The following is a 23,217-nucleotide window of genomic DNA, read 5'->3' as shown; positions in this document are numbered from 1 at the left end:
GGCGACAGACCGCGCGGGAGCGGCGCGATGTCCTCATTCTAGAAGGCGCCTTCGGTCAGACAAGGCGCCTCCCGGCTGCATGGGCGAGGGGGGGGACGGCGTTACGGGCCCCGTTACGCGTTACGTTCCAGAAACGTAACAACTTCGCTTGAGGCGGCTGCTTTTCGGGCCCGCGATGCCTGCCACCAGATGCCCTCCGTATCCTGCGAGGCCAAGCCGGCAAAGGCTTGAGCGCCGTTTCCGCGCGAGCTGGAGACGGCTGCGGCCCGCCGGGCATGCCTATTGCACTGGCTTCCCGCAAACAACACGTTTGATTCTGGAGCACAGCATGTCCTGGACCGTCGCCACCGCCGCCCGCCCGATCCATACGGTTTCCGACAGCGCCGGCCTGTTTGCCTGCTACGAGGCCATCGCGAGCCTGTCCGAAGACATGGTGGATGCTGCCGAACGCGGCGATTGGGACGAAGTGAGCTTGCTTGAGCGCGAATGCGCGGCCCACATGGAGCGCCTGGGCCACGGCCTGCGCCCGGCCTTGTCGCACGAAGAAGCGCAACGCAAGCGCGACCTGATGATGCGCATTCTGGCCAACGACGCCCGTGTGCGTGCGCTGGTCTGCCCGCGTCAGGATGAACTGATGCGCTTGGTGAGCGGCGAGCGCCGTGCCATTGGCGCACGTCAGGCGTACTCCGCCGTCTCGTATTACTGAGCAGCAGAGCGGTTCGGAGGCCGGACCCGATTCAGCGGTCGGCCCGCAATTCTCCCCACGACATCAGCACCCGCTGGATGCTGCGCGCATAGGCGTCGCGGTGGACAGGCGTTTCCGAGTGATACGCGCCGATGGCCCGCCACGTGTTTCCATGGCGAACCATTTTTTGCTTGAGCAGCCATGCCGCCACGAACACGTTGACGCAGGCGTCGGTCAGCGCACGGCGCGGCACGCCGTAGCGGGCCAGCGTACTGAAGTGGATCGAGTTGATCTGCGCCTGGCCGATGTCGACCGAGCCATCGGCGTTGCGGTGGACAGCGCCCGCATCGCCCTTCGATTCAAACCACACGATCGCGCGCAGCACCGTCGGGTTGACGCCCTGATAGGCGCCGGCCTGCTCGAAGCAATCGCCCGAGGCGGCGTGCGCAGCAACGCTGGAGGCGGCCAGCACAAGCGCCGCGCCAAGGCGGCTGCAGTTCAAGCGAAGAGGGCGGGCGAGGGGCATGACGGCTCCGACGGCGATCGTTGGTTACTTCTGCAGGGCCACTTCAAGCTGCCGCTCGATACCGGCCAGATACGTATGCGATGCCTCCGACACCACCATGCGCGGCACCGGCTCGGTCGCCTTGCGCCACTGCGTGGTCACAACCTTGCGCTTGCCGCCGCGCGTGTGTACGGCGGGCGCGGCTTCGATTTCGGCACCGCCGCCGGGCGGTAGCATCGCCAGCGAGGGCAGGGGCGGATAGACGCGGTCGGGCGCTGCGGCCGTCGCCGGCATCAATGCGTCGGGCGGTGCGGCAAGGGTCGATGCGGCCGGTATCGCCAACAGGCCAACGGTGAGCGGGAAAAGCAGATGGTGCATACGCATGACGGTCCTCTTAATCCTGCGTGCGGATCGTCACGCTGTACGGCTGGCTGGCGCTGACGGTCAGGTTTTCCAGGCGGACGTAGCCGGCGCGCTGCGCGGGCACGCCGTTCCACAGCGCCTGGTTCAGATAACGGAAATCCTGCGCCAGCGCGGCTACCTGGATCGTCGCCGGGCGTTTCTGCGCTGCGGCCAACGCGCCGGCCTTGGTCAGCACGGCGGTCAGTTGCGGGTCATGCGCGCCCAGTGCATCGGGCGGGATGGCGAAGGTCATGACTTCGCCCGTGGGCGCGGTGCGGGCCACCGGGGGCGGCGTCTGGGCAGGCATTTGCGCGCAGCCGGCCAGTGCCAGCAGCGCGGCCAGCGTCAGCGATGCGGCGGAGCGTTCGGAAAAAGTCCACATGGCGATGAGGAATGCGTGGATCGGACCCGCACTGTATCGGCGGGTCGCGCGTGTCAAAACGTCGAATTACCCGGCTTTTATCGTCCATCCCGACGGATGGCTTGAGGCCCGGATTCAAGGTGAAAGTGGCATCACATTGCGGGTTTGTGTGCAGGCGACGTGTTTGGCACATATGCGGCGCAAACGCCATATCAAGCCGATGAATATGCGCGGTACGCTGCAATAGGCGGGGGTGATGCGAACGTCTTGCCAGGCCGGTGGTGCGCGTAAACACCGAGCCGGGATGCCACGGCGCAAAGTGTGGGCCGTGACACATTTGCGCGGCCACAAGGCTGGAACACCCCCCGCCGCTATAATCGGCGCACCATGAATACACCCGCGTTTTCCTCTTCCAAGGCTGCGCCCAAAGAGGCAGCGCCTTACCACTTGGCCGTGGTGGGCGGCGGCATCGTCGGGCGCGCCTGTGCGCTGCGGCTGGCGCAGATCGGCTTGCGCATTGCGCATATCGCGCCGCCCGCGCCAGCCTCCGCACCGTCGGGGCCGGATGCCTGGGATGCGCGTGTCTACGCGTTCTCGTCCAGCTCCCAGGCGCTGCTGGAGCAGTTGCGCATCTGGCCGGCGCTCGACATGACGCGCGTGCAGCCTGTGCACGACATGCGGATCTTCGGCGACGACGCTGCCGCACGCGGCGAGCACGCCCACCCCGACCTGCATTTTTCCGCCTACGCCGCCGGCACGCCGCAACTGGCGTGGATTGCTGAATCGTCGCTGGTCGAGCGCGCACTGGAAACCGCACTGCGCTTCGCCCACACGGTGCAGACCTTCCCGCACGCCGCCACCGGCTTCGAAATGGAAGCCGATGCCGTGCGGCTGACGCTGGCCGACGGGCAGACGATCCGCGCGGAATGCGTGATCGGCGCCGACGGCAAGAATTCATGGGTGCGCCAGCAGGCCGGCATCCAGGCTGAAGCGAAGCCGTATCGGCAGCTTGGCGTGGTCGCCAACTTCCAGGCCGAGCGCTGGCATCAGGACACCGCGTGGCAATGGTTCCTGGGTGCATCCGCCGAGCAGGCCGCCGCGGCGGATGACACCGCCCCGTTGCGCGGCGAGATCCTCGCGATGCTGCCGTTGCCAGATCGGCGCGTGTCGATGGTGTGGTCCGCCAGCGAAGACCACGCCCGCGAGCTGCTCGCGCTGTCGCCGGAGGCGCTGTGCCGCGCCGTGGAAGCCGCGGCCGGTGGCGCCATCGCCGCACGCTTTGGACGCCTATCGAACATCACGCCTGCGCAGGGCTTCCCGCTCGTGCTGCAACACGCCAGCCGGGCGGTCGCGCCGCGTGTGGCGCTGGTGGGCGATGCAGCCCATGTGATTCATCCGCTGGCCGGGCAGGGCATGAACCTCGGGCTTAGGGATGTGTCCGAAATTGGCCAGGTGATGGCGGAACGTGAAACCATGCGCGATCATGGCGATCTGAGGTTGCTGCGCCGTTACGAGCGCGCCCGCCGCGAAGACCTGCTTTCGCTCACGGCCGCCACCGATGGTCTGCACAAACTGTTCGCCCTGCCGGGCGCGCTGCCCCGTACGGTACGCAACGCGGGGATGCGCATGGTGGGTATGACACCATTTATCAAACGCTTGTTGATCAAGCACGCACTCGGCTGAGACAGTCTCAGCGGGTTTGTGGTTTTTCGGGGTTCCAGGAGTCGTTATGTCGTTTCGTATTCGGGTGGCGGCCATCGCCTCTGCGGTGGCCGTGGCAGCCATTGGCGCGGGCTATGTGTTGAGCGCCGGTGCTGCCGAGCCCGCATTGGACAAGGTCAAGGCCACGGTACAGAAGGCCCTGGGCCCGAACGTGGAGATCAAAAGCGTCACCAAGTCGCCGCTGGCTGGCCTGTACGAAATCAACCTCGGCAGCCAGGTCGTCTACAGCGACGCCACCGGCCGCTACGTGCTCAACGGCGACCTGCTTGATACGCAGACCGCTACCAACCTCACGCAAGAGCACCTGGCTGAGCTGAACCGCGTGAAGTGGTCCGACTTGCCGCTGGACCGCGCCGTGAAATGGGTCAAGGGCAACGGCGCACGCAAGATCGCCGTGTTCTCCGATCCGAACTGCCCTTACTGCCACAAGCTGGAGCAGATGCTCACGCAGGTCGACAACATCACGGTCTACACCTTCCTGTTCCCGATCCTGTCGGAAGACTCGAACACCAAGGCCAAGCAGATCTGGTGTTCGGCTGACCGCGCCAAGGCCTGGCGCGACTGGATGACCGCCAAGACCGCCCCGGGCGGCGCCGGTACCTGTGACACACCACTGGAAGCCAACCTGAAGCTTGGCCAGCAGCTCAACGTGACCGGCACGCCGGCCATCATCTTCCCGGATGGCACCCGTGCCCCTGGCCTGATCGATGCGGCCACGCTGGAGCGCAAGTTCGCCGCGCTCAAGAAGTCTTAATTCGCACGAAGGAAGCGCCGGTAGATCCGGCGCTTTTTCTTTGGGCGCTTGCATTCACCTCACCCTCGGAGACTTGGCATGTCGTTTCGCGCGCTGATGCTGGAAAAGCAGGATGGCGGGCCGCTGGCCCACATCGTCGACCTCGATGACGCGGCGTTGTCCACGCCCGAAGCGCTTGCCAACGACGTGACCGCTGGCGACGTGCTGATCCGCGTGGACTGGTCGACCATCAACTACAAGGACGGCCTGGCCATCACCGGTAAAGGTCCCGTCGTGCGCAAATGGCCAATGGTGGCCGGTATCGACGGCGCGGGAGTGGTGCTCGATTCCTCGCACCCGGACTGGAGGACGGGCGATTCGGTCGTGCTCAACGGCTGGGGCGTCGGCGAGGCGCACTGGGGGTGCTTGGCGCAGCGGGCGCGGCTTTCCGGCGATTGGCTGGTGGCATTGCCGGCGGGGCTCGATGCGCGGCAGGCCATGGCGATCGGCACGGCAGGCTACACGGCGATGCTGTCCGTGCTGGCGCTGGAGCGCGCCGGCGTGAAACCGGGCGACGGCGAGGTGCTGGTGACCGGCGCGTCGGGCGGCGTGGGCTCGATCGCCATCGCGCTGCTCGGCAAACTGGGTTACCGCGTGGTGGCGTCCACCGGCAAGACGAGCGAGGCCGATTTCCTGCAGGCGCTGGGTGCGGCGGAGGTGATCGACCGCGCCGAGCTGTCCGCCCCTGGCAAGCCACTGCAGAAGGAGCGCTGGGCGGCGGTGGTCGATTCGGTGGGCTCGCACACGCTGGTCAACGCCTGCGCACAAGTGCGCTACGGCGGTGTCGTCACGGCGTGCGGGCTGGCGCAGGGGATGGATTTTCCCGCCACCGTCGCGCCGTTCATCCTGCGAGGCATAACGCTGTGCGGGATCGACAGCGTGATGGCACCGCGTGCGTTGCGCCAGACCGCGTGGCAACGCCTGGCCGCCGATCTGCTGCCCGATCGCCTGGCCGCCATCACTCGCGAAGTGTCGCTCTCGGAGGCCATCGACGCTGCACACGACATCATGGCCGGCAAGATGCGCGGGCGCGTTGTGGTCGACGTCAACCGATAGGCTGGCAGGCCGGTTTGCGGACGATTTGCCTTCGGCAGCGTGGGACGGCAACGCTACAATGTCCGCCATGAAGCCGATCCGCTACACCATCGCCCCCGCCGCGCCCGAGGCGCACGTTTTCACCGTCACCGTCACGGTTGACGCGCCTGACAGCCAAGGCCAGCGCTTTTCGCTGCCGGCGTGGATTCCGGGCAGCTACATGATCCGCGAGTTCGCACGCAACATCGTGCGGATCGAGGCATCGTCGGCTGACAGGCCGGTGCGCCTGACCAAGGTTGACAAGCACACGTGGTGGGCCGCCCCGTGCAGCGGGCCGCTGACGGTTTCATACGACGTCTATGCGTGGGACTTGTCAGTGCGCGCCGCGCATCTGGACGCCACGCACGGCTTCTTCAACGGCACGTCGGTATTCCTGCGTGTGGAAGGCGCGGATGACCAGCGTTGCCTGGTCGATATCCAGCCGCCCGCCGGAGACGCCTACCGGGGCTGGCGCGTGGCCACCGCGCTGCGCGAGGCCACTGGCCGCGTCCAGGGCAAGGCTGGCGCCAAGCGCTACGGCTTCGGCTGGTACGAAGCGGCGGACTACGACGAACTGATCGACCACCCGGTCGAGATGGGCACGTTCGAGCTGGTGTCGTTCGAGGCCTGCGGCGCGCAGCACGACGCCGTCTTTACCGGCCGCGTGCCGAATCTCGATCTGGAACGCATTGCCCGCGACTTCAAGCGCATCTGCGAAGCGCAGATCCGCCTGTTCGAGCCGCACACCGCTACGGCGCCGTTCCTCGACAGCAACCGCCGCTACGTCTTCATGACGATGGTTACCACCGACGGCTACGGCGGCCTGGAACATCGCGCCAGCACCGCATTGATGTGCGCGCGCAACGACCTGCCCGTGACCGGCCGCGATGAGACCACCGAGGGCTATCGCACCTTCCTTGGCCTTGTCAGCCACGAGTATTTCCACACCTGGAACGTCAAGCGCATCAAGCCGGCCACCTTCGTGCCATACGCGCTCGACCGCGAGGTCCACACACCGCTGCTGTGGCTGTTTGAAGGGTTCACCAGCTACTACGACGACCTGATGCTGGTGCGCTCGGGCCTGATCTCTGAAGCGCAGTATCTGGAGATGCTCGGCAAGACGTGGAACGGCGTGCTGCGCGGCAGCGGCCGCCTGAAGCAGAGCGTGGCAGAAAGCTCGTTCGATGCGTGGACGAAGTACTACCGCCAGGACGAAAACGCACCCAACGCCATCGTCAGCTACTACACCAAGGGCTCCCTGGTGGCGCTGGCGCTGGACTTGACGATCCGCACGCAGACCCACGGCGAACGTTCGCTCGACGACGTAATGCGCGCCCTGTGGGTGACGTACGGCCGTGATTTCTATGCCGCCGGGCACACGCAGCGCGGCGTGACCGAAGCCGGACTGATCAGCCTGATGGAAGAAACCACCGGTGTACGCCTGCGCACGCTGGTGCGCCAGTTGAGCGAAGGCCGTGATGACCCTCCGCTGCCCGCGCTCTTCAAGGCGATGGGCGTGAGCGCCACGCGCAAGGCCGCCGATACGGCGCTCGCGCTGGGCGTCAAGACCGTCGCCGAGAACGGCTTCGTCAAGCTGCAGCAGGTCTTCGACGGCAGCCCGGCGCAGCGCGGTGGTTTGTCCGCCGGCGATCTGATCGTTGCAGTGGACGGCCTGCGTGTGCCGGCGGGCCAGCTCGACAAGACGCTCACGCGCCATCGCGCCGGCGATACCGTGCCGGTACACGTGTTCCGCCGCGACGAACTGATGACGCTGAACGTGACGCTCGCCGCCGATGCAACGCCACAGTTCACGCTGGCGCTGGCAACGGAGCCGTCGCCGCTGCGCTCGGCCTGGCTGGGCAAGCGGGCGGCAGCGCGCAAGGTGGCGCGCGGCAAGTCGGCCTGACGCACGCCGCCTGATCCGATGGATTACGTCCACGATCCACGCACCTTTCTTTACAGCCATTACGTCTCGCGCGGCATCCGCACTGCCACGGGCGTGATCGGCCTGACGCTGCTCGCACTGCTGGTGATGGACTTGCAGGGCGCGATGGTGGTGTCGATCGGCGCGCTGTGCACGAGCCTCATGGATCTGCCCAGCCCGCTGCGGCACAAGTTCAACGAGATGATGGCGTGCGTGCTGCTGACGACCGCCGTCACCTTTCTCGTGGCGGTGGTGACGCCGTACGCGATCCTGCCGGTGGTGATCGTGGTGGTGAGCTTCCTGGCGGGGCTCATGGTGGCGTACGGCAACAAGACGATGCCGCTGCAGTTTGCGGCGCTGTTCGTCATGACGCTCACCTTTACCGAAGAATTCGCTTTCCGCGAAGCGGTGGAACACACCCTGCAGTTCTTCCTCGGCGCCATCGGCTACATGGCCTTTGCGATGGCGGTGGCATGGGGCCAGCGGCGGCGCATTAAAGAGCAGGTGCTGGCCGAATGCCTGTACGAACTGGCCGTGTACGTGGAATGCAAAGCCGGCTTTTACGACGCATCCAAGGATTTCGACGAGCAGTTCAATGCGCTCGTTCGCCAGCAGATTTCGGTGGCCGACAAGCAGCAGGTGGCACGCGATTTTGTCTTCCGCGATAACCGTACCTCCAGCGACGGGCGCCTCGTGCAGATCCACATGCGGATGCTCGACATTTATGAGTACCTGCTGTCGTCCAACACCGATTACACCGTGCTGCGCCAATGGCTGGCCGATGCCGAGGTGTTGCGTCTGCTGCGCGAGCTGATCGAGCGCATGCGCCTGGACATCGAAGGCGTTGCCTATGCCGTCGGGCGTGATCGCCCATCGCCCACGCCGATGTCGTACGACCACGAGATGGCCGCCATCGAGGCTGCGCTGCTTGATCTACAGCGAAACCACCATGGCGTGCCCATCGAAGCCATCGCTGCGCTGGAGGAATCGGTGGCCACGGTGCGCGGCGCGATCCGCCTGATGGCGCAGTTGCATGCCGCCACCGACACGCAGGTCGAACCGTCGCAGGTGCTGCTGCGCCCGGACATGACGCCGTTCCTCACACGCCAGAAATACGAACTGCGGCTGGTGCTGGAAGAACTGACGTGGCGGTCTCCGGTGTTGCGCTTTGCGCTGCGCATCTCGATGGCGGTGGCCGCCGGGTTGTGGATTGCCGACCACCTGCCTTATGCGTCGCACGGCTACTGGGTGTTGCTGACCATTGTCGTGATCCTCAAGCCGACGTTTAGCATGACGCGCCAGCGCAATTTCGATCGTGTGCTCGGCACGCTCATCGGCTGCGTGATCGCGGCCGTGATTCTGCGCTTCACCCATTCGACGTGGATCCTGATGGGTGTGCTGTACCTGTCGACAGCGGCCAGCGCGGCGTTCGTCACCGTGCGCTACCGCTACACGGCCATTGCGGCGTGCGTGCAGGTGCTTATCCAGATCAACCTGCTGCTGCCGGGCAGCAAGGGCGCCATTGGTGAACGGCTGGTCGATACGCTGATCGGGGCCGCCATCGCCACCGCCTTCAGCTATGTGCTGCCAGCCTGGGAATATCGCAACCTGCCCAAGCTGGTGGACGACGTGCTGCGCACCAACCGGCGCTTTATTGAGGCCGCGCGCGAGCTGCTGCTCGGCACGCTCAAGGATGACTTTGCCTATCGTGTGCAGCGCAAGCAGTACATGGAATCGCTCACGGGGCTGATCTCAGCCTTTGCGCGCATGCTGGACGAGCCCAAGAGCCGCCACCGCGCCGTCGACAACCTGAACCGCTTCATCGTTCAGAACTACCTGGTGGCCGCCCATGTGGCGGCGGTGCGCATCTTGATGCGTCAGCGCGCGCAGGAACTGGACGAGGCCGACACCCGCGCGCTGGTCGAGCAAACGGCAGAGGCCGCGCTCGAAAGCCTGGCGCGCGCCAAGGAGCGTTTCGACCAGGCTGTGCATGAAGGCGGTTGGGGCGTGCGTCCGCGCGATACGCAAGAATTGGGCGCTGCGGATTTCGCCGATAAATCCGCCCGTTCCCGCATGGTTGATGCGGCAGCAGAATCGGATTCGCTATCGGCGATGCACTTGCTGGAGCGGCGCCTGCAGGCGCTGCGGGCCGACACGGCCAAGATCGCGCTGCGTTGTGGAGCGCTGGGGCGGGCACTGCGGGCGTCGAGGGATTAGGCGGCCCGCAACCTCAGCCCACCTGCGGCTTCAACCAATCAATTGCTGGCTGGTCTTGCGCCGCTAGCCAATCATTGGCCGTCTTGAAATGCCCGCACCCCAGAAACCCGCGATGCGCTGATAGCGGCGACGGGTGCGGCGCCTCCAGTACCAGATGCCCGTCCGACAGCAGCGCGCGCTTGGCTTGCGCGTGGCTGCCCCACAGCATGAACACGCGCTTGTGGCCGACGCGCGCGAGCTGCTCCAGCAGGCAATCGGTGATGCGTTCCCAGCCGCGCTTGGCGTGGCTCGCAGCTTGGCCTTGCTCGACGGTCAGCACCGTGTTCAGCAGCAGCACGCCTTGCTGTGCCCAGCCCTCCAGGTTGCCGGACGTGCCCGGCAGCTTGCAGCCGAATTCCGCTTCGATTTCCTTGTAGATGTTGCGCAGGCTCGGCGGCACGCGCACGCCGGCCGGCACCGAAAACGCCAGTCCATGCGCCTGCGGAATCTCGCGGCCATCGACGGTGCCCGTGCCGTGATACGGATCCTGACCGAGGATGACGACGCGCACATCGTCCACCGATGTCAGGTGCAACGCGCGGAAGACATCCGTCGGAAAAATCGGCTTGCCCGCCGCCCGCTCGCCATCAACAAAGGCGCACAACTCTGGCCAGTTGGTCTGCGCGATGCAAGGCGTGAGGAGCGCCTTCCAATCGGCGGGCAGGGCGTCGAACTGCTGGGCCAGCGGGGTGAAACTCACGGCGGTCGTGTCTGCTGCGGGTTCGTCGAAGAGGGCGGCTTGCGCCGGATCGGCGCGTCGCGTCACGCTTGGCCTCCGATGGTTTTTGCGCGCAACTGGTAGCCGCGTTGCGCCTTGCTGATGTCCAGCGGCATGAGTCCGGTCACAGCGGCGTGCAGCGTCTCGGTCCAGGCGCGTAGTCGCTCGGCAATTGCGTCTTCGCTGAGCGCGCTGCCGGCTGTCGGCTTCCACTCCAGTTCGAGTTCGTCGATCGGCTCGCGTGCTTGCGTGCCGGGGATGAGGATGGCGCCGGCGTCCAGTGCAATCTCGATCTCGCCGCCCTCGGCACGCACATGCCACAGGCGGCGCGTGAAATCGGTGCGGAACAGCGGGGCGAGCGCAGCCGCGTGTGGCCGAACATAATCAGCAGCCTCAGCGGCGTTGTTGGCGACGAAGGCATCGACGGACAGCGCATCGTTCTGTAGCGGCACCTCCCATTCGTGGCGGGCGCTCAAACCGGACGTACTCACTGCTGCGGTCTTCAGCGTTTGCAGCCATTGGCTGCCCTGACGGCGCACGCGCAGCGCGGCACGGTTGCGTGCCAGCGCCTGGTCGGCCGTGTCGTAGTAGACGTTTCCCAATTCCACCGAGCCGGCCGCCTGCGCATGGGCGTCCAGCCACCCGACCAGGGTGTCGTGCGTGCCGGCCGATACGGCCAGCTTCAGTTCAATCTCGCGGGCCATCGATCAGGCAAACAGGCGGGCGAGTTCGGCGCCCGGGTCTTCGGCGCGCATGAAGGCTTCGCCGACGAGGAACGCGTTGACGGCGGCGGCGCGCATCTTGCGCACGTCGTCCGGCGTGAGGATGCCGGATTCCGTCACGACGATGCGATCGTCCGGCATGTGCTTGAGCAGGTCGAGCGTGGTGTCGAGCGAGGTTTCGAACGTGCGCAGGTTGCGGTTGTTCACGCCCACCAGCGGCGTTTGCAGGCGCAGCGCGCGGTCCAGCTCATGGCCGTCGTGCACTTCCACCAGCACGTCCAGGCCGAGTTCGAGCGCGCACGCTTCGAGTTCGACCATCAGGCCCTGATCCAGCGCAGCAACGATCAGCAGGATGCAATCTGCGCCCCACGAGCGCGCCTCGTACACCTGGTACAGATCGACCAGGAAGTCCTTGCGCAGTGCGGGCAGCGCGCAGGCGGCGCGGGCTTCGCGCAGATAGTCGGCGTGGCCCTGGAAGAATTGCTCGTCGGTCAGCACCGACAGGCAGGCGGCGCCGTGCTCGGCATAGCTGCGGGCGATGTCGGCGGGCTGGAAGTCCGGGCGCAGTACGCCCTTGGACGGTGACGCCTTTTTCACCTCGGCGATGACGGCGGCGTGGCCGGCGGCGATCTTCTCGCGCATCGCCTTGGCAAAGCCGCGGGGGCCGAGGGCGCTGTCCGTGCGGTTGGCCTCGGCCTCTGCGCGCACACTCGGGAGGTCACGGTGCTTGCGCGCGGCGGCCACTTCTTCGGCCTTCACGGCCAGGATTTTCTGCAGGATGTCGGACATATCAGGCTTTGAACTGGTTGGTGACGCGCACGAGCTCGTCGAGCTTGGCACGCGCTGCGCCCGAGGCGATCGCCTCGCGGGCCAGCTTCATGCCGTCGCCGATCGAGCCTGCGATGTTGGCCGCATACAGCGCTGCACCCGCGTTGAGCGAGACGATCTCGCGCGGGGTGCCGGGCTTGTTTTCCAGCGCGTCGATCAGCATGGCTTTGGACTCCTCCGCATCGGCCACTTTCAGGCTGCGGTTGGAGACCATCTGCATGCCGTAGTCCTCGGGATGGATTTCGTATTCGGTCACCACGCCGTCCTTGAGTTCCCCGACGAGCGTGGCGGCACCCAGCGATACCTCGTCCATGCCGTCCTTGCCGTAGACGACCACGGCGTGTTTCGCGCCCAGGCGCTGCATCACACGCACCTGAATGCCGACCAAATCCGGGTGGAACACGCCCATCAGGATGTTCGGCGCGCCGGCCGGGTTGGTCAGAGGCCCGAGGATGTTGAAGATCGTGCGCACGCCCAGTTCCTTGCGGATGGGGGCGACGTTCTTCATCGCGGGGTGGTGATTGGGCGCAAACATGAAACCGATGCCTGCCGTCTCGATCGATTCGGCCACCTGCTCGGGCGTGAGCATGATGTTGACGCCCAGCGCTTCGAGCACATCGGCGCTGCCGGACTTGGAGCTGACGCCGCGCCCGCCATGCTTGGCGATGCGTGCGCCAGCCGCCGCCGCCACGAACATCGAGGCGGTCGAGATGTTGAAAGTGTTGGCGCCGTCGCCGCCCGTGCCGACGATGTCGACGAAGTGATCGGACACCTCAGCGGGCACATCGACCTTGGTGGCGAATTCGCGCATGACGGTGGCAGCGGCCGCGATTTCGCCGATGGTCTCTTTTTTGACGCGCAGCCCCATGGTGAGGGCGGCCGCCATGACTGGCGACATCTCGCCGCGCATGATGAGCCGCATCAGATGCAGCATCTCGTCGTGGAAGATTTCGCGGTGCTCGATACAGCGAACGAGCGCTTCTTGCGGGGTGATGGACATGATCGTTCCGTATTCAGTTGGGCGCTGCCGGAGCCGCAGCCGGGGTGGCCGGCTGTGCGACGTCGCGCAAGGCGCCGATGCGCTCACGCGACAGGTCGGCCTCGCACGCGGCTTCGGCCAGGTCGGCATCGGGCGTGTTGCGAGCCAAGCGGCGTTCCAGGTCGCATTCGGCCTGTCGATAGAGTTGGTGTGCGCGCACGGAGCGGTCAAAGGCCATGGCGGCGCCCCGATCAATGCCGCCGCGCAGGTTCATGCGTGCGCGCAGGTCGTTGCGGCGGGCGGATTCCGCGGTCGCCAGTTCGGCCAGCGCTGCCTTGCGTGCGCCTTGCACGCATTGAGCGACGCCGCCGGCTTCAGACTGGGCCGCGCGGCAGGCTTCCAGCGTACTGGCCATTGCCGGCAGGCTTGCCATCAATGCGGCCACGACCGCGCACGCGCGGCGCATCAGACGCGTTCCTTCAGGAAATTGCCAAGCAGTGCATGGCCGTGTTCAGACAGGATCGATTCCGGGTGGAATTGCACACCTTCGACGGGCAGCGTCTTGTGGCGCACGCCCATGATTTCACCGTCTTCCGTCCAGGCGGTGATTTCCAGGCAGTCCGGCAGCGTTTCGCGCTCGATCGCCAGCGAGTGATAGCGCGTCACCTTGAAATGCCTCGGTAGGTTGGCGAACACGCCCACGCCGGTGTTTTCGATGGTGCTGACCTTGCCGTGCATCACCTTCTGTGCGCGGATGACTCGTCCGCCAAACGCATCTGCGATGGCCTGGTGCCCCAGGCATACGCCCAGGATGGGCACGCGCCCTGCAAAGTGCTTGAGGGCTGGAACCAGGATGCCGGCTTCCGTCGGCGTGCACGGGCCGGGCGACAGGCAGATGCGCTCGGGGTTCAGCTTTTCGATCTCTTCGATCGTGATCTCGTCGTTGCGGAACGTGCGCACGTCCTGGCCGAGTTCGCCAAAGTACTGGACGATGTTGTAGGTAAAGGAGTCGTAGTTGTCGAGCATCAGCAGCATGGTGTTCTCCTTGACCTCAGAAATCGGCGTCGAGGCCGTCTTGCACTTGCTCGGCGGCACGCAGCACGGCGCGCGCCTTGTGTTCGGTTTCCCTCCATTCGGCATCCGGGTCCGAATCGGCCACCACGCCGGCGGCGGCCTGCACGTAGAGATTGCCGTCCTTGATGATGCCGGTGCGAATGGCGATAGCCAGATCCATCTCACCCGAGAACGAGAGATAGCCCACCGCGCCGCCGTAGATGCCGCGCTTGACCGGCTCCAGCTCGTCGATGATCTCCATCGCCCGCACTTTGGGTGCACCCGAGAGCGTGCCGGCCGGGAAGGTCGCGCGCAGCACGTCCATGTTGGTCATGCCGGGCTTCAGGCGGCCCTCGACGGAACTGACGATGTGCTGCACGTGCGAATACTTCTCGATGACCATCTGGTCCGTCACCTTGACGGAGCCGATTTCGGCAATGCGGCCGATGTCGTTGCGCGCCAGGTCGATCAGCATGACGTGCTCGGCGATTTCCTTCGGGTCGTTGAGGAGCTCGGTGGCGAGTTCCGCATCGCGCTCGGGCGTGCTGCCGCGCGGGCGCGTGCCGGCCAGCGGGCGGATCGTGACGATGCGGGCGGATTCGTCGGCGCCGTTGCCGTTGTTTTCAGCAGCCGGCACACGACGTTCTTCCTGGCGCACCAGAATTTCCGGCGATGCCCCGACGATCTGCATGTCGCCGAAGTTGTAGAAGTACATGTATGGCGACGGGTTCAGCGAGCGCAGCGCGCGGTACAGCGACAGCGGTGCGTCGCGGAACGGCTTGACCAGGCGTTGGCCGATCTGCACCTGCATCATGTCGCCGGCGGCGATGTATTCCTTGGCCTTGAGCACGGCGGTGATGTAGTCGGCCTTGTCGAACTCGCGGATGGTGTCGGTGCGCACCGACGGCGACGTCACCGGCACATCCACCGGCTGGTGCAGCTTCGTGCGCAACGCGCGCAGGCGCTGCTTGGCGCGTGAATAGGCCTCGGGCTTGGACGGATCGGCGTAGACAATCAGGTAGAGCTTGCCCGACAGGTTGTCGATCACGGCCAGCTCTTCGCACAGCATGAGCTGGATGTCGGGCAATTGCAGATCATCGGGCGGAGCGGTTTCGGCCAGGCGTGGCTCGATGAAGCGCACGGCGTCGTAGCCGAAATAACCAGCCAGGCCGCCGCAGAAGCGGGGTAGGCCCGGGCGCAGCGCCACTTTCTGGCGGCGCTCGAACGCGGCGATGAAGTCCAGCGGATTGCCGTCGTGCGTTTCCACCACCTTGCCGTCGGTCACCACCTCGGTGTGGTTGCCCTTGACGCGCAGCAGCGTGTGCGCGTGCAGGCCGATGAAGGAGTAACGCCCAAAGCGCTCGCCGCCCACCACCGATTCCAGCAGGAACGTATGCGTACCGCGGTCGTGTGATTGCGCCAGCTTCAGATACAGCGACAGCGGCGTCTCCAGGTCGGCCAGAGCCTCGGCAATCAGCGGAATGCGGTTGTAGCCCTGGTCGGCCAGCGATTTGAATTCGAGTTCGGTCATGAGCGGTCAGGTCGATTCGCCAGGCGGGCGGTTGCGCGCCCACCGGCATGCGTTCGCTCCACGGCAAACGCAAGAGCGTCAATGATGCCGTCGGAACGTTAGCAGAACATCAGGGATGGGAACGCGCGAACGTCGTAAAAGCGACCGTGCGATCCCGCAAGGGTCGTCCGCAGCCGAAAGCGGGCCAGCGGAAGACCGGCGGGCGGTCAGCGTTTGGGGCAGGAGATGCGAGGGTGGTTTGGGCGGCGCGCTCGTGACGCGCCAGAGTGCCGAAACCGAGGAAGAACGATCAGCAGCCGTGCAAACGCTTACGCCCGGACGAGGGCGTGCCAGGGCCGCCAGGGCCAGGCCCCCCGGTCACCACCAGCGTCGACGCGTTTGCGATTCAGGAACATGGATCGTCAGTTTGAAGCGGCAGAGACGGTGTTGTGTGGCTCTGCATAGGGCCGGATCAACTCAGCTGCCGCAAAAAGTGTGTCGACTATAGCATCGGCTCCTGCGTGCTGTATAGGCTGGCCGTGGTTGTAGCCATACGGCACCGCCAGCACGCGCATGCCGGCCGCGCGGGCCGCGCGAGCGTCGTTTTCCGAGTCACCAATGGCCACGATTTCAGTCGGGGTCACGCCAAACGCCTCCGCCACCCGCAGCATGGGGTACGGATCGGGCTTGCGATACTGGAAGGCGTCACCCGGGTAGACGAGGTCGAAATACGTGTTCAGACCGAGCTGCGCCAGAAGCGGCTGCGTGAAATCGTGTGGCTTGTTCGTCACGCACGCGAGAGCGATGCCCATGTCGCGCAGTGCAGCCAGCCCTTCGCGCACGCCTTCATAGACGTTCACGTGTTGACCATTGATGGCGATGTAGGCGCGCTGGTACGCCTCTAGCCCTTCCGCAAAGCGGCTGTTGGCCTGAGCCGGTGGCAAGCGCGCATCGAGCACGCGCCGCACGAGGTTTTCCGAGCCCTTGCCGACGTAGCCGACGACTTCCTCGGTCGGCATGTCCGGCGTGGCGCCAAGCGCCTCCAACATCGCATTGATGGCGGCGTGGAAGTCGCCCGCGGTGTCCACCATCGTCCCGTCCAGGTCGATGATGACAGCGCGAACAGGGCCGGCGGGTAGCACGCCCGTCGTCATGCCAGGGGGGCCAGCGCTTGGCGCAGCGCACCCACGGTGCCACGGTAGCCGCCATCTGCATCCGGCTTGCCGAACACCGCCGAACCCGCGACGAAGGTGTCGGCGCCGGCTTTGGCAATCTCGGCGATGTTGTCTGCCTTCACGCCACCGTCAATCTCAAGCAGGATCTTGCGGCCGGTCTTGTCTTGGTATGCGTCGAGCTTCTGACGAACGGTGCGCAGCTTGTTCAGCGCTTCCGGAATGAACGATTGGCCGCCAAAGCCCGGGTTGACCGACATGATGAGCACCATGTCCAGGCGATCCATCACATGATCCAGATAGTGCAGCGGCGTGGCCGGGTTGAAGACCAGGCCAGCCTTGCAGCCGTTGTCGCGGATCAGCGCCAGCGAACGGTCGATGTGCTCCGAAGCTTCCGGGTGAAACGTGATCAGGTCAGCGCCGGCCTTGGCAAAGTCCGGGATGATGCGATCGACCGGGCTGACCATCAGGTGCACGTCGATCGGCACCGGCTTGCCGTCCTTTTGCGCGTGCGGGCGAATTGCCTCGCAGACCAGCGGCCCGACGGTCAGGTTCGGCACGTAGTGGTTGTCCATCACGTCGAAATGGATCCAGTCGGCGCCCGATTCGAGCACGCGGCGCACTTCTTCGCCAAGGCGGGCGAAGTCGGCGGACAGGATGGACGGGGCAATGCGGAAACCGGACGGATCGATGGCTGCGGACATGATGGGAGACGGATAAGGCGCGCAGATGCGCAAAGGAGGCCGCCATTTTAGCCGGATCGGCCGTCTGCCAGCGCCTTGCCGCTGCCACAGCCATGCCGCACAATGGGCGCCAATTCTGATTGTGGATCGACATGCCGAGCTACGAATTCACCGTCCAGGTCCGGACGCGCTATCTGCCGGAGCAATCCGAGCCGGAACAGGGCAGCTACGCCTTCGCCTACACCATCACCATCCGCAACACCGGTGACGTGCCGAGCCAGCTCATTTCCCGCCACTGGGTGATCACCGACGCCGACGAGCAGGTGCAGGAAGTGAACGGCCTGGGCGTGGTTGGCCACCAGCCGCTGCTGCCGCCGGGCGAGTCTTTCGAATACACGAGCTGGGCGACCATCAAGACACCCGTGGGCACGATGCGCGGAGAATACTTCTGCGTGGCTGAAGACGGTCACCGCTTCGAGGCGCCCATCCCCGAATTTGCGCTGGTGATGCCGCGCATGCTGCACTGATCGGGAATCAGGGCGCGTCGGATTTGGCCGCTTGCGAATCTTTCGGGGCGGCGGCGGTCGATTCCGAAGGCTTGGCGGCATCGCTATGGCGCGACGGGTGTTCGGGCGGCGCACGCAGTGGGCGCGGATGCTTCTTGGCGCCCGACATCGTCCAGATCACGATGAAGATCAGCAGGAACAGCGCCACGCCGGCCTCCAGGCCGAACAGCATCATCGGATGGTTTTCAAAGAATTCGCTCATGGTCGACGGCGGGAAGCTCGGGTGCGAGGCATTGTAGCCAAGCCCGGGGCCGCACCGGACAGGATGGAACACGCATGACAGCAGCAACCTTGGACGCATTGACACGAGCCGGCAACGCCCTGCACCGCCGATGGGCTGCGCGGATGGGTTCCCTGGCCGCGGCCCTGGTCGCCGCAATGCTGGCAGCTTGCACGAGCGGGCCGCCGCCGCGCGTCGAAGCGCCGCAGGCGCCCACCGGCACGCTCGGCGGGCATCTGGCTCCCGCCACCTGGGCTGATGTGTCCGGCTGGACTGTCGATGACCTCGCCTCCGCCTGGCCCGCACTGCAGTCGAACTGCCAGGCAATGAAGCGTCGCGCCGATTGGTCGCGTGTGTGCACGGCCGGCCTGATGGTGGATGCCGGCGATCCGATTGCCATGCGCGTTTTCTTTGAAGACAACTTCACGCCGTATCGGGTCGTGAAGGACGACGGCACCGACAGTGGCCTCATCACCGGTTACTACGAACCGCTGCTGCGCGGCTCGCGCACCCGCCACGGGGCCTATCAGACGCCGCTGTACCGCATGCCCGCTGCGTGGCGCGGCAAGACCCTGCCGGCCCGCGCGCAATTGATCCGCAGTCCGGCGCTCCAGGGCCAAGAGATTGTCTGGGTGGACGACCCGGTCGAAGCAGCGTTCCTGCAGATCCAGGGTTCGGGCCAGGTTCAGTTGGAAGAGGGCGGCATCATGCGCCTTGGCGTGGGCGGGACCAACAACCAGCCGTTCCGCTCGTTCGCGCGTTGGCTGCTCGACATGGGTGAAATCACACCGGTGCAGGCGACCATGCAGGGAATCAAGGCCTGGGCACGCGCCAATCCGGGCCGCGTCGAGGAGATGCTCAACATCAACCCGCGCTACGTGTTCTTTGCAGAGACGCCGGGCAACACGGGCGGCCCGATCGGCAAGCTCGGCGTGCCACTCACGGACGAGCGTTCGATTGCAGTAGATCCGACTTACATTCCGCTGGGCTCCCCGGTGTTCCTGTCGACCACCAAGCCGCTGTCGACCGATCCCATCCAGAAACTCGTTTTTGCGCAGGACGTGGGCTCAGCCATTCGCGGCGCCGTCCGTGCCGATTACTACTTCGGCCATGGCGATGCCGCGGGCGACTTGGCCGGGCGCATGAAGCAGGCGGGCCGCCTTTGGGTGCTCGTGCCGAAGGGTGGCAGCGTCGGCGTCGCCGCCCGCTAAAGAGAGGGACTAACCCCGTCGCAAGTCCACCACGCGGCGCGCCTTGCCGACCGAGCGCTCGATCCCGCCGCTGGCCAACGTCTCGATCGCCGCTGTCACGCCAATCAACGATTTGATGTCGTGCGCCAGTTGGCGGCCCGCCGATTGGGCTGCGTCAGCCGGCGCACCCAGCGCCGCCTCGATCCGCACCGTCAGCGTATCCAGCGGTCCTTCCTTGCCGAGCACGCATTGATAGTGCGGGGACAGCGCCGCGTGCTTCAGGATTAATTCCTCGATCTGCGAGGGGAACACGTTCACGCCGCGCACGATCATCATGTCGTCGCAGCGGCCGGTGATTTTCTCCATGCGACGGAAGCTCGGACGCGCCGTGCCCGGCAATAGACGCGTCAGATCGCGGGTGCGATAGCGCACCACGGGCATCGCTTCCTTGGTCAGCGAGGTGAACACCAGTTCGCCGAACTCGCCGTCGGGCAGCACCTCGCCGGTGTCCGGATCGATGATCTCCGGATAAAAGTGGTCTTCCCAGATGGTTGGGCCGTCCTTGGTCTCGGCGCATTCGCTGGCCACGCCTGGCCCCATCACCTCTGACAGGCCGTAGATATCGACCGCTGAAAGCCCCATGCGCGCTTCGATGGCGCTGCGCATCTCGGGCGTCCACGGTTCGGCCCCGAAGATGCCGATCTGCAGGCTCGACGCGGCAGGGTCCATGCCTTGCCGCTCGAACTCGTCGGCAATTGCCAGCATGTAGCTGGGCGTGACCATGATGATCTGCGGCTGAAAATCGACGATCAACTGCACTTGCCGCTCGGTCTGCCCCCCACCGAATGGGATGGCCGTCAGCCCAGCGCGCTCCACGCCGTAATGCGCGCCTAAGCCGCCGGTGAAAAGCCCGTAGCCGTAGCTCACGTGGACCTTGTCGCCGCGCCGTGCTCCCGCCGCCCGAATCGAGCGCGCCACCAACCCGGCCCACGTATCGATATCCGCCAGCGTGTAGCCGACGACCGTGGGTTTGCCCGTCGTGCCCGACGACGCGTGGATACGCGCAATCCGATCCTGTGGCACCGCAAACATGCCGAACGGATAGTTGTCGCGCAAATCCGCCTTGGTCGTGAATGGAAACCTCGCCAGATCGGCAAGCGACCGCAAATCCGACGGATGCACGCCCGCCGCGTCGAATTTGGCCCGGTAGGCCGGCACGTTCTCATACGCGTGCGCCAAGCTGCGCTTCAGGCGTTCAAGCTGCAACGCCTGGATGGCGTCACGGCTGGCGGTCTCGATTGGATCGAGCGGCAGGTCGGTCGAGCGGGGGCGCATGCGGGTCTCCTCGGGATGCCGTCGTGCGGCGTCCTCTTGTGGTGGCGCGATCTCGGATCTTTATAACGATGGTGCGGCTAGGCCTCGCTGCTGTCGGAGACGGGAATGACGTGGCCGCGAATCTGTGCGGACTTGCCGCGAAACATGGCGACCACCTCACCGGCTTGGTTGGAGACACGAACGTCGTACACGCCATGCCGGCCGGACAAAACCTGCTCGGTTGCCTCGGCGACGAGCACATCGCCGCCATGCGCCGGCCGCAGAAATTCGACGCTGCACCCAGCCGCCACCGTGTTGTGATTGTGGCTGTTGCAGGCAAACGCGAAGGCAGAATCGGCCAGCGTGAAGATCAGTCCGCCATGACACGTGCGATGGCCATTCAGGAATTCCGGCCGCACGGTCATGGATAAGCGGGCATAGCCGGGCCCGACCGCCTCCACGTGCATGCCAAGCCAGCGGGTGCAGGCATCGGCGTCAAACATGCTCTTGCAGGCGGCCTCGGCCAGGGCCTGCGCATCGTGGAGGGTGGTCTCGGTCATGCAGATTCCTCTATTCGCCGGTGAAATGCGCCACGCGCTTGTTGAGGAATGCGTCGACGCCCTCAGCGTAATCATGAGAGTTGCCGAGTTCGCGCTGCAGGTCGCGTTCCAGATCCAACTGGGCGTCGAGCGACTGGGTGGGCGCCGCATGCATCGCACGCTTGATGGCGGCCAGCGCTCGCGTCGGCTGCTTGGCCAAGTGGTCGGCCATGCAATTCACTTCGGTCATCAGGATCTTGGCATCGTGATAAACGCCCCAGATCAGGCCCCAGGCGAGCGCTGTCTTTGCGTCCAGCTTCTCGCCAAGCATCGCCAGCCCCATCGCCCGCGCCACACCGATGCGTTGCGGCAGGAACCACGTCCCGCCCGAATCCGGCAACAGCCCGATTTTCACGAAGGCCTGCAGGAAGCACGCATTCTCGGCAGCCATCACGATGTCGCAGGCCAGCGCCAGATTCGCGCCCGCGCCCGCGGCCACGCCGTTCACAGCGGCAATCACTGGCAGGGGCATGGCACGCAGTCGGCGCACCAGCGGGTTGAATTGTTCGTCGATGAGCTGACCCAGGTCGGTCATCTGACCGGGCGTGAAATTGAGTTCGGAGAGATCCTGCCCCGCGCAGAAACCGCGCCCCGCTCCGGTCAGGATCAGCGCGCGGGCCCGCTGGCGCTCCACCTTGTCCAGCGCGTCGCGCAGTTCCTGGTGCATGCCGGCCGTGAAGCTGTTGAGCTGATCGGGCCGGTTTAGCGTGATGGTTGCCACGCGTTCATGCCAGTCAAGCAGCATGGTCGGGCTAGTCATCTTGTCTCCTCCTCGGTCATCGGTTCATTGATTAACCGACCGGTTGGTCGGCTAATATTACATCCATTCCAACTGGAGCTTCCATGTCCTACGAAAACATTCTGGTTGAAACGCGCGGTCGCGTCGGTCTTATTACGCTCAATCGTCCGAAGGCGCTCAATGCCCTCAACGATGCGCTCATGGATGAGCTTGGCGCCGCGCTGCTCACCTTCGATGCCGATGCCAACATCGGTGCCATCGTCATCACCGGCAGTGAAAAGGCGTTCGCCGCGGGCGCGGATATTGGCGCCATGGCTGAATACGACTTCGCCACGGTCTATAAGAACGAATACATCACGCGCAACTGGGAAACCATCCGCCGCATCCGCAAGCCGGTGATTGCCGCAGTGGCCGGCTACGCGCTGGGCGGCGGCTGTGAACTGGCCATGATGTGCGACATCATCCTTGCCGCCGACACCGCCAAGTTCGGCCAGCCAGAAATCAAGCTCGGCACCATGCCCGGCGCCGGCGGCACGCAGCGCCTGCCGCGCGCCGTCTCCAAGGCCAAGGCCATGGATCTTTGCTTGACCGCCCGCATGATGGGCGCTGAAGAAGCTGAGCGCGCCGGCTTGGTCTCCCGCGTCATCCCCGCAGACAAGCTGCTCGACGAAGCCATCCAAGCCGCAGAAACCATTGCCGGGTTCTCGCTGCCCACGGTCATGATGATCAAAGAGTCGATCAACGCGGCCTACGAGACCTCGCTCAGCGAAGGCGTACATCTTGAGCGCCGCCTGTTCCACTCCACATTCGCCACGGAAGACCAGAAAGAGGGCATGCGCGCCTTCGTCGAGAAGCGCGCACCGGCGTTCAAGCACCAATAAGCAGTGCTTAGCGGAGTGATCTCGGGAATACCCGAGTAACAACCTCGAGTATTCGCGGCCTCGTTTGCGCGTGCTTTGCGGCCGCAATCCTAGGCGCAGACGGGGCTGGCGGCGATTCTTCACGAACTCGTCATCAACCCGTAACGACAAAGGTGTTGCCAACCTCCAAGAACCCGCCTATAGTTCGCCCCTCGCTGCAAAACACAGCGCCGAAACGCAGGTTGAGGCGGTGGAGTTGGGTGGTGGAGAAGCAGGAGTGGGGCGGGTTTGCGGTCGATTGTGTGGTTGGCGATTGGCTGGAAATTCAGGAGTGGTTGGCGG

25 protein-coding genes are annotated in these 23,217 nt (G+C 65.3%); 9 read left to right on the top strand and 16 right to left on the bottom strand.

The window, feature by feature from the left end:
* Positions 1-328 precede the first annotated feature (328 nt).
* The gene (locus tag BG83_RS0116710) at positions 329-706 is read left to right on the top strand and encodes a flagellar protein FliT (protein WP_024977787.1); all 378 of its coding nucleotides are present in this window, start codon (positions 329-331) and stop codon (positions 704-706) included.
* A 31-nt stretch (positions 707-737) separates the two neighbouring features.
* On the opposite strand, the gene BG83_RS0116705 is transcribed toward BG83_RS0116710, so the two are convergent.
* Genes BG83_RS0116705 through BG83_RS0116695 form a run of 3 tightly spaced genes read right to left on the bottom strand, consistent with a single transcriptional unit; the run spans position 738 to position 1,974 of the window.
* Positions 738-1,211, bottom strand: a complete 474-nt coding sequence (locus BG83_RS0116705; RefSeq protein WP_024977786.1) for a lytic transglycosylase domain-containing protein — start codon at positions 1,209-1,211, stop codon at positions 738-740.
* A gap of 24 nt (positions 1,212-1,235) precedes the next feature.
* Positions 1,236-1,574 carry a hypothetical protein gene (locus BG83_RS0116700; protein ID WP_024977785.1) on the bottom strand — a complete coding sequence of 113 codons (339 nt, stop codon included), beginning with the start codon at positions 1,572-1,574 and terminating at the stop codon, positions 1,236-1,238.
* Between the two features lie 10 nt (positions 1,575-1,584).
* Complete coding sequence (locus BG83_RS0116695) at positions 1,585-1,974, bottom strand: hypothetical protein (RefSeq protein WP_024977784.1); 390 nt, start codon at positions 1,972-1,974, stop codon at positions 1,585-1,587.
* Positions 1,975-2,340: 366 nt separating this feature from the next.
* On the opposite strand from BG83_RS0116695, the gene BG83_RS0116690 reads away from it, so the two are divergent.
* From BG83_RS0116690 to BG83_RS0116670, 5 genes are all read left to right on the top strand, one after another.
* Positions 2,341-3,636 (top strand): UbiH/UbiF family hydroxylase, encoded by a 1,296-nt coding sequence (locus BG83_RS0116690; protein WP_024977783.1) that lies wholly within the window; start codon positions 2,341-2,343, stop codon positions 3,634-3,636.
* A 46-nt stretch (positions 3,637-3,682) separates the two neighbouring features.
* A complete protein-coding gene (locus BG83_RS0116685) occupies positions 3,683-4,429 on the top strand; it encodes a DsbC family protein (protein ID WP_024977782.1) in 747 nt (248 codons plus the stop codon).
* A gap of 78 nt (positions 4,430-4,507) precedes the next feature.
* Positions 4,508-5,524, top strand: a complete 1,017-nt coding sequence (locus tag BG83_RS0116680) for an MDR family oxidoreductase (protein WP_024977781.1) — start codon at positions 4,508-4,510, stop codon at positions 5,522-5,524.
* Between the two features lie 67 nt (positions 5,525-5,591).
* On the top strand, positions 5,592-7,448 hold the full coding sequence (locus BG83_RS0116675) for a M61 family metallopeptidase (protein WP_024977780.1): 1,857 nt from the start codon (positions 5,592-5,594) through the stop codon (positions 7,446-7,448).
* Positions 7,449-7,466: 18 nt separating this feature from the next.
* On the top strand, positions 7,467-9,683 hold the full coding sequence (locus tag BG83_RS0116670) for an FUSC family protein (protein ID WP_024977779.1): 2,217 nt from the start codon (positions 7,467-7,469) through the stop codon (positions 9,681-9,683).
* A 13-nt stretch (positions 9,684-9,696) separates the two neighbouring features.
* Here the strand turns inward: BG83_RS0116670 and BG83_RS0116665 are convergent, their stop codons facing one another.
* The 9 genes from BG83_RS0116665 to rpe form a co-directional block, all read right to left on the bottom strand.
* Complete coding sequence (locus tag BG83_RS0116665; protein WP_024977778.1) at positions 9,697-10,488, bottom strand: uracil-DNA glycosylase; 792 nt, start codon at positions 10,486-10,488, stop codon at positions 9,697-9,699.
* Positions 10,485-11,144 carry a CYTH domain-containing protein gene (locus BG83_RS0116660; RefSeq protein ID WP_024977777.1) on the bottom strand — a complete coding sequence of 220 codons (660 nt, stop codon included), beginning with the start codon at positions 11,142-11,144 and terminating at the stop codon, positions 10,485-10,487. The genes BG83_RS0116665 and BG83_RS0116660 overlap by 4 nt, the downstream gene beginning before the upstream one ends.
* A 3-nt stretch (positions 11,145-11,147) precedes the next feature.
* Positions 11,148-11,951, bottom strand: a complete 804-nt coding sequence (trpC, locus tag BG83_RS0116655; protein ID WP_024977776.1) for an indole-3-glycerol phosphate synthase TrpC — start codon at positions 11,949-11,951, stop codon at positions 11,148-11,150.
* Position 11,952: 1 nt separating this feature from the next.
* On the bottom strand, positions 11,953-12,990 hold the full coding sequence (gene trpD / locus BG83_RS0116650; RefSeq protein ID WP_024977775.1) for an anthranilate phosphoribosyltransferase: 1,038 nt from the start codon (positions 12,988-12,990) through the stop codon (positions 11,953-11,955).
* Positions 12,991-13,003: 13 nt separating this feature from the next.
* Entirely contained in the window at positions 13,004-13,438 is a 435-nt protein-coding gene (locus BG83_RS0116645; RefSeq protein WP_419177609.1) for a lysozyme inhibitor LprI family protein, read from the bottom strand.
* Positions 13,435-14,004, bottom strand: coding sequence for an aminodeoxychorismate/anthranilate synthase component II (locus BG83_RS0116640; protein WP_024977773.1), 570 nt, complete (start codon positions 14,002-14,004; stop codon positions 13,435-13,437). The genes BG83_RS0116645 and BG83_RS0116640 overlap by 4 nt, the downstream gene beginning before the upstream one ends.
* A gap of 16 nt (positions 14,005-14,020) precedes the next feature.
* Positions 14,021-15,553 carry an anthranilate synthase component I gene (gene trpE, locus BG83_RS0116635; protein ID WP_024977772.1) on the bottom strand — a complete coding sequence of 511 codons (1,533 nt, stop codon included), beginning with the start codon at positions 15,551-15,553 and terminating at the stop codon, positions 14,021-14,023.
* Positions 15,554-15,954: 401 nt separating this feature from the next.
* Positions 15,955-16,686 carry a phosphoglycolate phosphatase gene (locus tag BG83_RS0116630; protein ID WP_024977771.1) on the bottom strand — a complete coding sequence of 244 codons (732 nt, stop codon included), beginning with the start codon at positions 16,684-16,686 and terminating at the stop codon, positions 15,955-15,957.
* Complete coding sequence (gene rpe, locus BG83_RS0116625) at positions 16,683-17,408, bottom strand: ribulose-phosphate 3-epimerase (protein WP_024977770.1); 726 nt, start codon at positions 17,406-17,408, stop codon at positions 16,683-16,685. The genes BG83_RS0116630 and rpe overlap by 4 nt, the downstream gene beginning before the upstream one ends.
* Before the next feature lie 131 nt (positions 17,409-17,539).
* On the opposite strand from rpe, the gene apaG reads away from it, so the two are divergent.
* Positions 17,540-17,914 (top strand): Co2+/Mg2+ efflux protein ApaG, encoded by a 375-nt coding sequence (gene apaG, locus BG83_RS0116620; RefSeq protein ID WP_024977769.1) that lies wholly within the window; start codon positions 17,540-17,542, stop codon positions 17,912-17,914.
* 7 nt (positions 17,915-17,921) lie between these two features.
* Here the strand turns inward: apaG and BG83_RS0116615 are convergent, their stop codons facing one another.
* Complete coding sequence (locus BG83_RS0116615) at positions 17,922-18,155, bottom strand: hypothetical protein (protein ID WP_024977768.1); 234 nt, start codon at positions 18,153-18,155, stop codon at positions 17,922-17,924.
* A gap of 74 nt (positions 18,156-18,229) precedes the next feature.
* Here BG83_RS0116615 and BG83_RS0116610 point away from each other — a divergent pair, with 74 nt between their 5' ends.
* Positions 18,230-19,384, top strand: a complete 1,155-nt coding sequence (locus BG83_RS0116610; RefSeq protein ID WP_024977767.1) for a murein transglycosylase A — start codon at positions 18,230-18,232, stop codon at positions 19,382-19,384.
* A gap of 9 nt (positions 19,385-19,393) precedes the next feature.
* On the opposite strand, the gene paaK is transcribed toward BG83_RS0116610, so the two are convergent.
* From paaK to paaG, 3 genes are all read right to left on the bottom strand, one after another.
* Positions 19,394-20,698 (bottom strand): phenylacetate--CoA ligase PaaK, encoded by a 1,305-nt coding sequence (paaK, locus tag BG83_RS0116605; protein WP_024977766.1) that lies wholly within the window; start codon positions 20,696-20,698, stop codon positions 19,394-19,396.
* A 77-nt stretch (positions 20,699-20,775) separates the two neighbouring features.
* Positions 20,776-21,237, bottom strand: coding sequence for a hydroxyphenylacetyl-CoA thioesterase PaaI (gene paaI, locus BG83_RS0116600; protein ID WP_024977765.1), 462 nt, complete (start codon positions 21,235-21,237; stop codon positions 20,776-20,778).
* Between the two features lie 10 nt (positions 21,238-21,247).
* Positions 21,248-22,036, bottom strand: coding sequence for a 2-(1,2-epoxy-1,2-dihydrophenyl)acetyl-CoA isomerase PaaG (paaG, locus tag BG83_RS0116595; protein ID WP_024977764.1), 789 nt, complete (start codon positions 22,034-22,036; stop codon positions 21,248-21,250).
* Between the two features lie 83 nt (positions 22,037-22,119).
* Between paaG and BG83_RS0116590 the strand changes: the two genes are divergently transcribed.
* Positions 22,120-22,896, top strand: a complete 777-nt coding sequence (locus BG83_RS0116590) for an enoyl-CoA hydratase (protein WP_024977763.1) — start codon at positions 22,120-22,122, stop codon at positions 22,894-22,896.
* Positions 22,897-23,217 lie beyond the last annotated feature (321 nt).

Origin of the sequence: Ralstonia pickettii, from assembly GCF_000607165.1 — a bacterium.
Classification (GTDB): Bacteria; Pseudomonadota; Gammaproteobacteria; order Burkholderiales; family Burkholderiaceae; genus Ralstonia; species Ralstonia holmesii.
This window is presented reverse-complemented; position numbering and strand designations above follow the sequence as displayed.

Coding starts and splice junctions, on each gene's coding strand:
- BG83_RS0116710 (WP_024977787.1), top strand. CDS start 329: ATGTCCTGGACCGTCGCCACCGCCGCCCGCCCGATCCATACGGTTTCC.
- BG83_RS0116705 (WP_024977786.1), bottom strand. CDS start 1,211: ATGCCCCTCGCCCGCCCTCTTCGCTTGAACTGCAGCCGCCTTGGCGCG.
- BG83_RS0116700 (WP_024977785.1), bottom strand. CDS start 1,574: ATGCGTATGCACCATCTGCTTTTCCCGCTCACCGTTGGCCTGTTGGCG.
- BG83_RS0116695 (WP_024977784.1), bottom strand. CDS start 1,974: ATGTGGACTTTTTCCGAACGCTCCGCCGCATCGCTGACGCTGGCCGCG.
- BG83_RS0116690 (WP_024977783.1), top strand. CDS start 2,341: ATGAATACACCCGCGTTTTCCTCTTCCAAGGCTGCGCCCAAAGAGGCA.
- BG83_RS0116685 (WP_024977782.1), top strand. CDS start 3,683: ATGTCGTTTCGTATTCGGGTGGCGGCCATCGCCTCTGCGGTGGCCGTG.
- BG83_RS0116680 (WP_024977781.1), top strand. CDS start 4,508: ATGTCGTTTCGCGCGCTGATGCTGGAAAAGCAGGATGGCGGGCCGCTG.
- BG83_RS0116675 (WP_024977780.1), top strand. CDS start 5,592: ATGAAGCCGATCCGCTACACCATCGCCCCCGCCGCGCCCGAGGCGCAC.
- BG83_RS0116670 (WP_024977779.1), top strand. CDS start 7,467: ATGGATTACGTCCACGATCCACGCACCTTTCTTTACAGCCATTACGTC.
- BG83_RS0116660 (WP_024977777.1), bottom strand. CDS start 11,144: ATGGCCCGCGAGATTGAACTGAAGCTGGCCGTATCGGCCGGCACGCAC.
- trpC (WP_024977776.1), bottom strand. CDS start 11,951: ATGTCCGACATCCTGCAGAAAATCCTGGCCGTGAAGGCCGAAGAAGTG.
- trpD (WP_024977775.1), bottom strand. CDS start 12,990: ATGTCCATCACCCCGCAAGAAGCGCTCGTTCGCTGTATCGAGCACCGC.
- BG83_RS0116640 (WP_024977773.1), bottom strand. CDS start 14,004: ATGCTGCTGATGCTCGACAACTACGACTCCTTTACCTACAACATCGTC.
- trpE (WP_024977772.1), bottom strand. CDS start 15,553: ATGACCGAACTCGAATTCAAATCGCTGGCCGACCAGGGCTACAACCGC.
- BG83_RS0116630 (WP_024977771.1), bottom strand. CDS start 16,686: ATGACGACGGGCGTGCTACCCGCCGGCCCTGTTCGCGCTGTCATCATC.
- rpe (WP_024977770.1), bottom strand. CDS start 17,408: ATGTCCGCAGCCATCGATCCGTCCGGTTTCCGCATTGCCCCGTCCATC.
- apaG (WP_024977769.1), top strand. CDS start 17,540: ATGCCGAGCTACGAATTCACCGTCCAGGTCCGGACGCGCTATCTGCCG.
- BG83_RS0116615 (WP_024977768.1), bottom strand. CDS start 18,155: ATGAGCGAATTCTTTGAAAACCATCCGATGATGCTGTTCGGCCTGGAG.
- BG83_RS0116610 (WP_024977767.1), top strand. CDS start 18,230: ATGACAGCAGCAACCTTGGACGCATTGACACGAGCCGGCAACGCCCTG.
- paaK (WP_024977766.1), bottom strand. CDS start 20,698: ATGCGCCCCCGCTCGACCGACCTGCCGCTCGATCCAATCGAGACCGCC.
- paaI (WP_024977765.1), bottom strand. CDS start 21,237: ATGACCGAGACCACCCTCCACGATGCGCAGGCCCTGGCCGAGGCCGCC.
- paaG (WP_024977764.1), bottom strand. CDS start 22,036: ATGACTAGCCCGACCATGCTGCTTGACTGGCATGAACGCGTGGCAACC.
- BG83_RS0116590 (WP_024977763.1), top strand. CDS start 22,120: ATGTCCTACGAAAACATTCTGGTTGAAACGCGCGGTCGCGTCGGTCTT.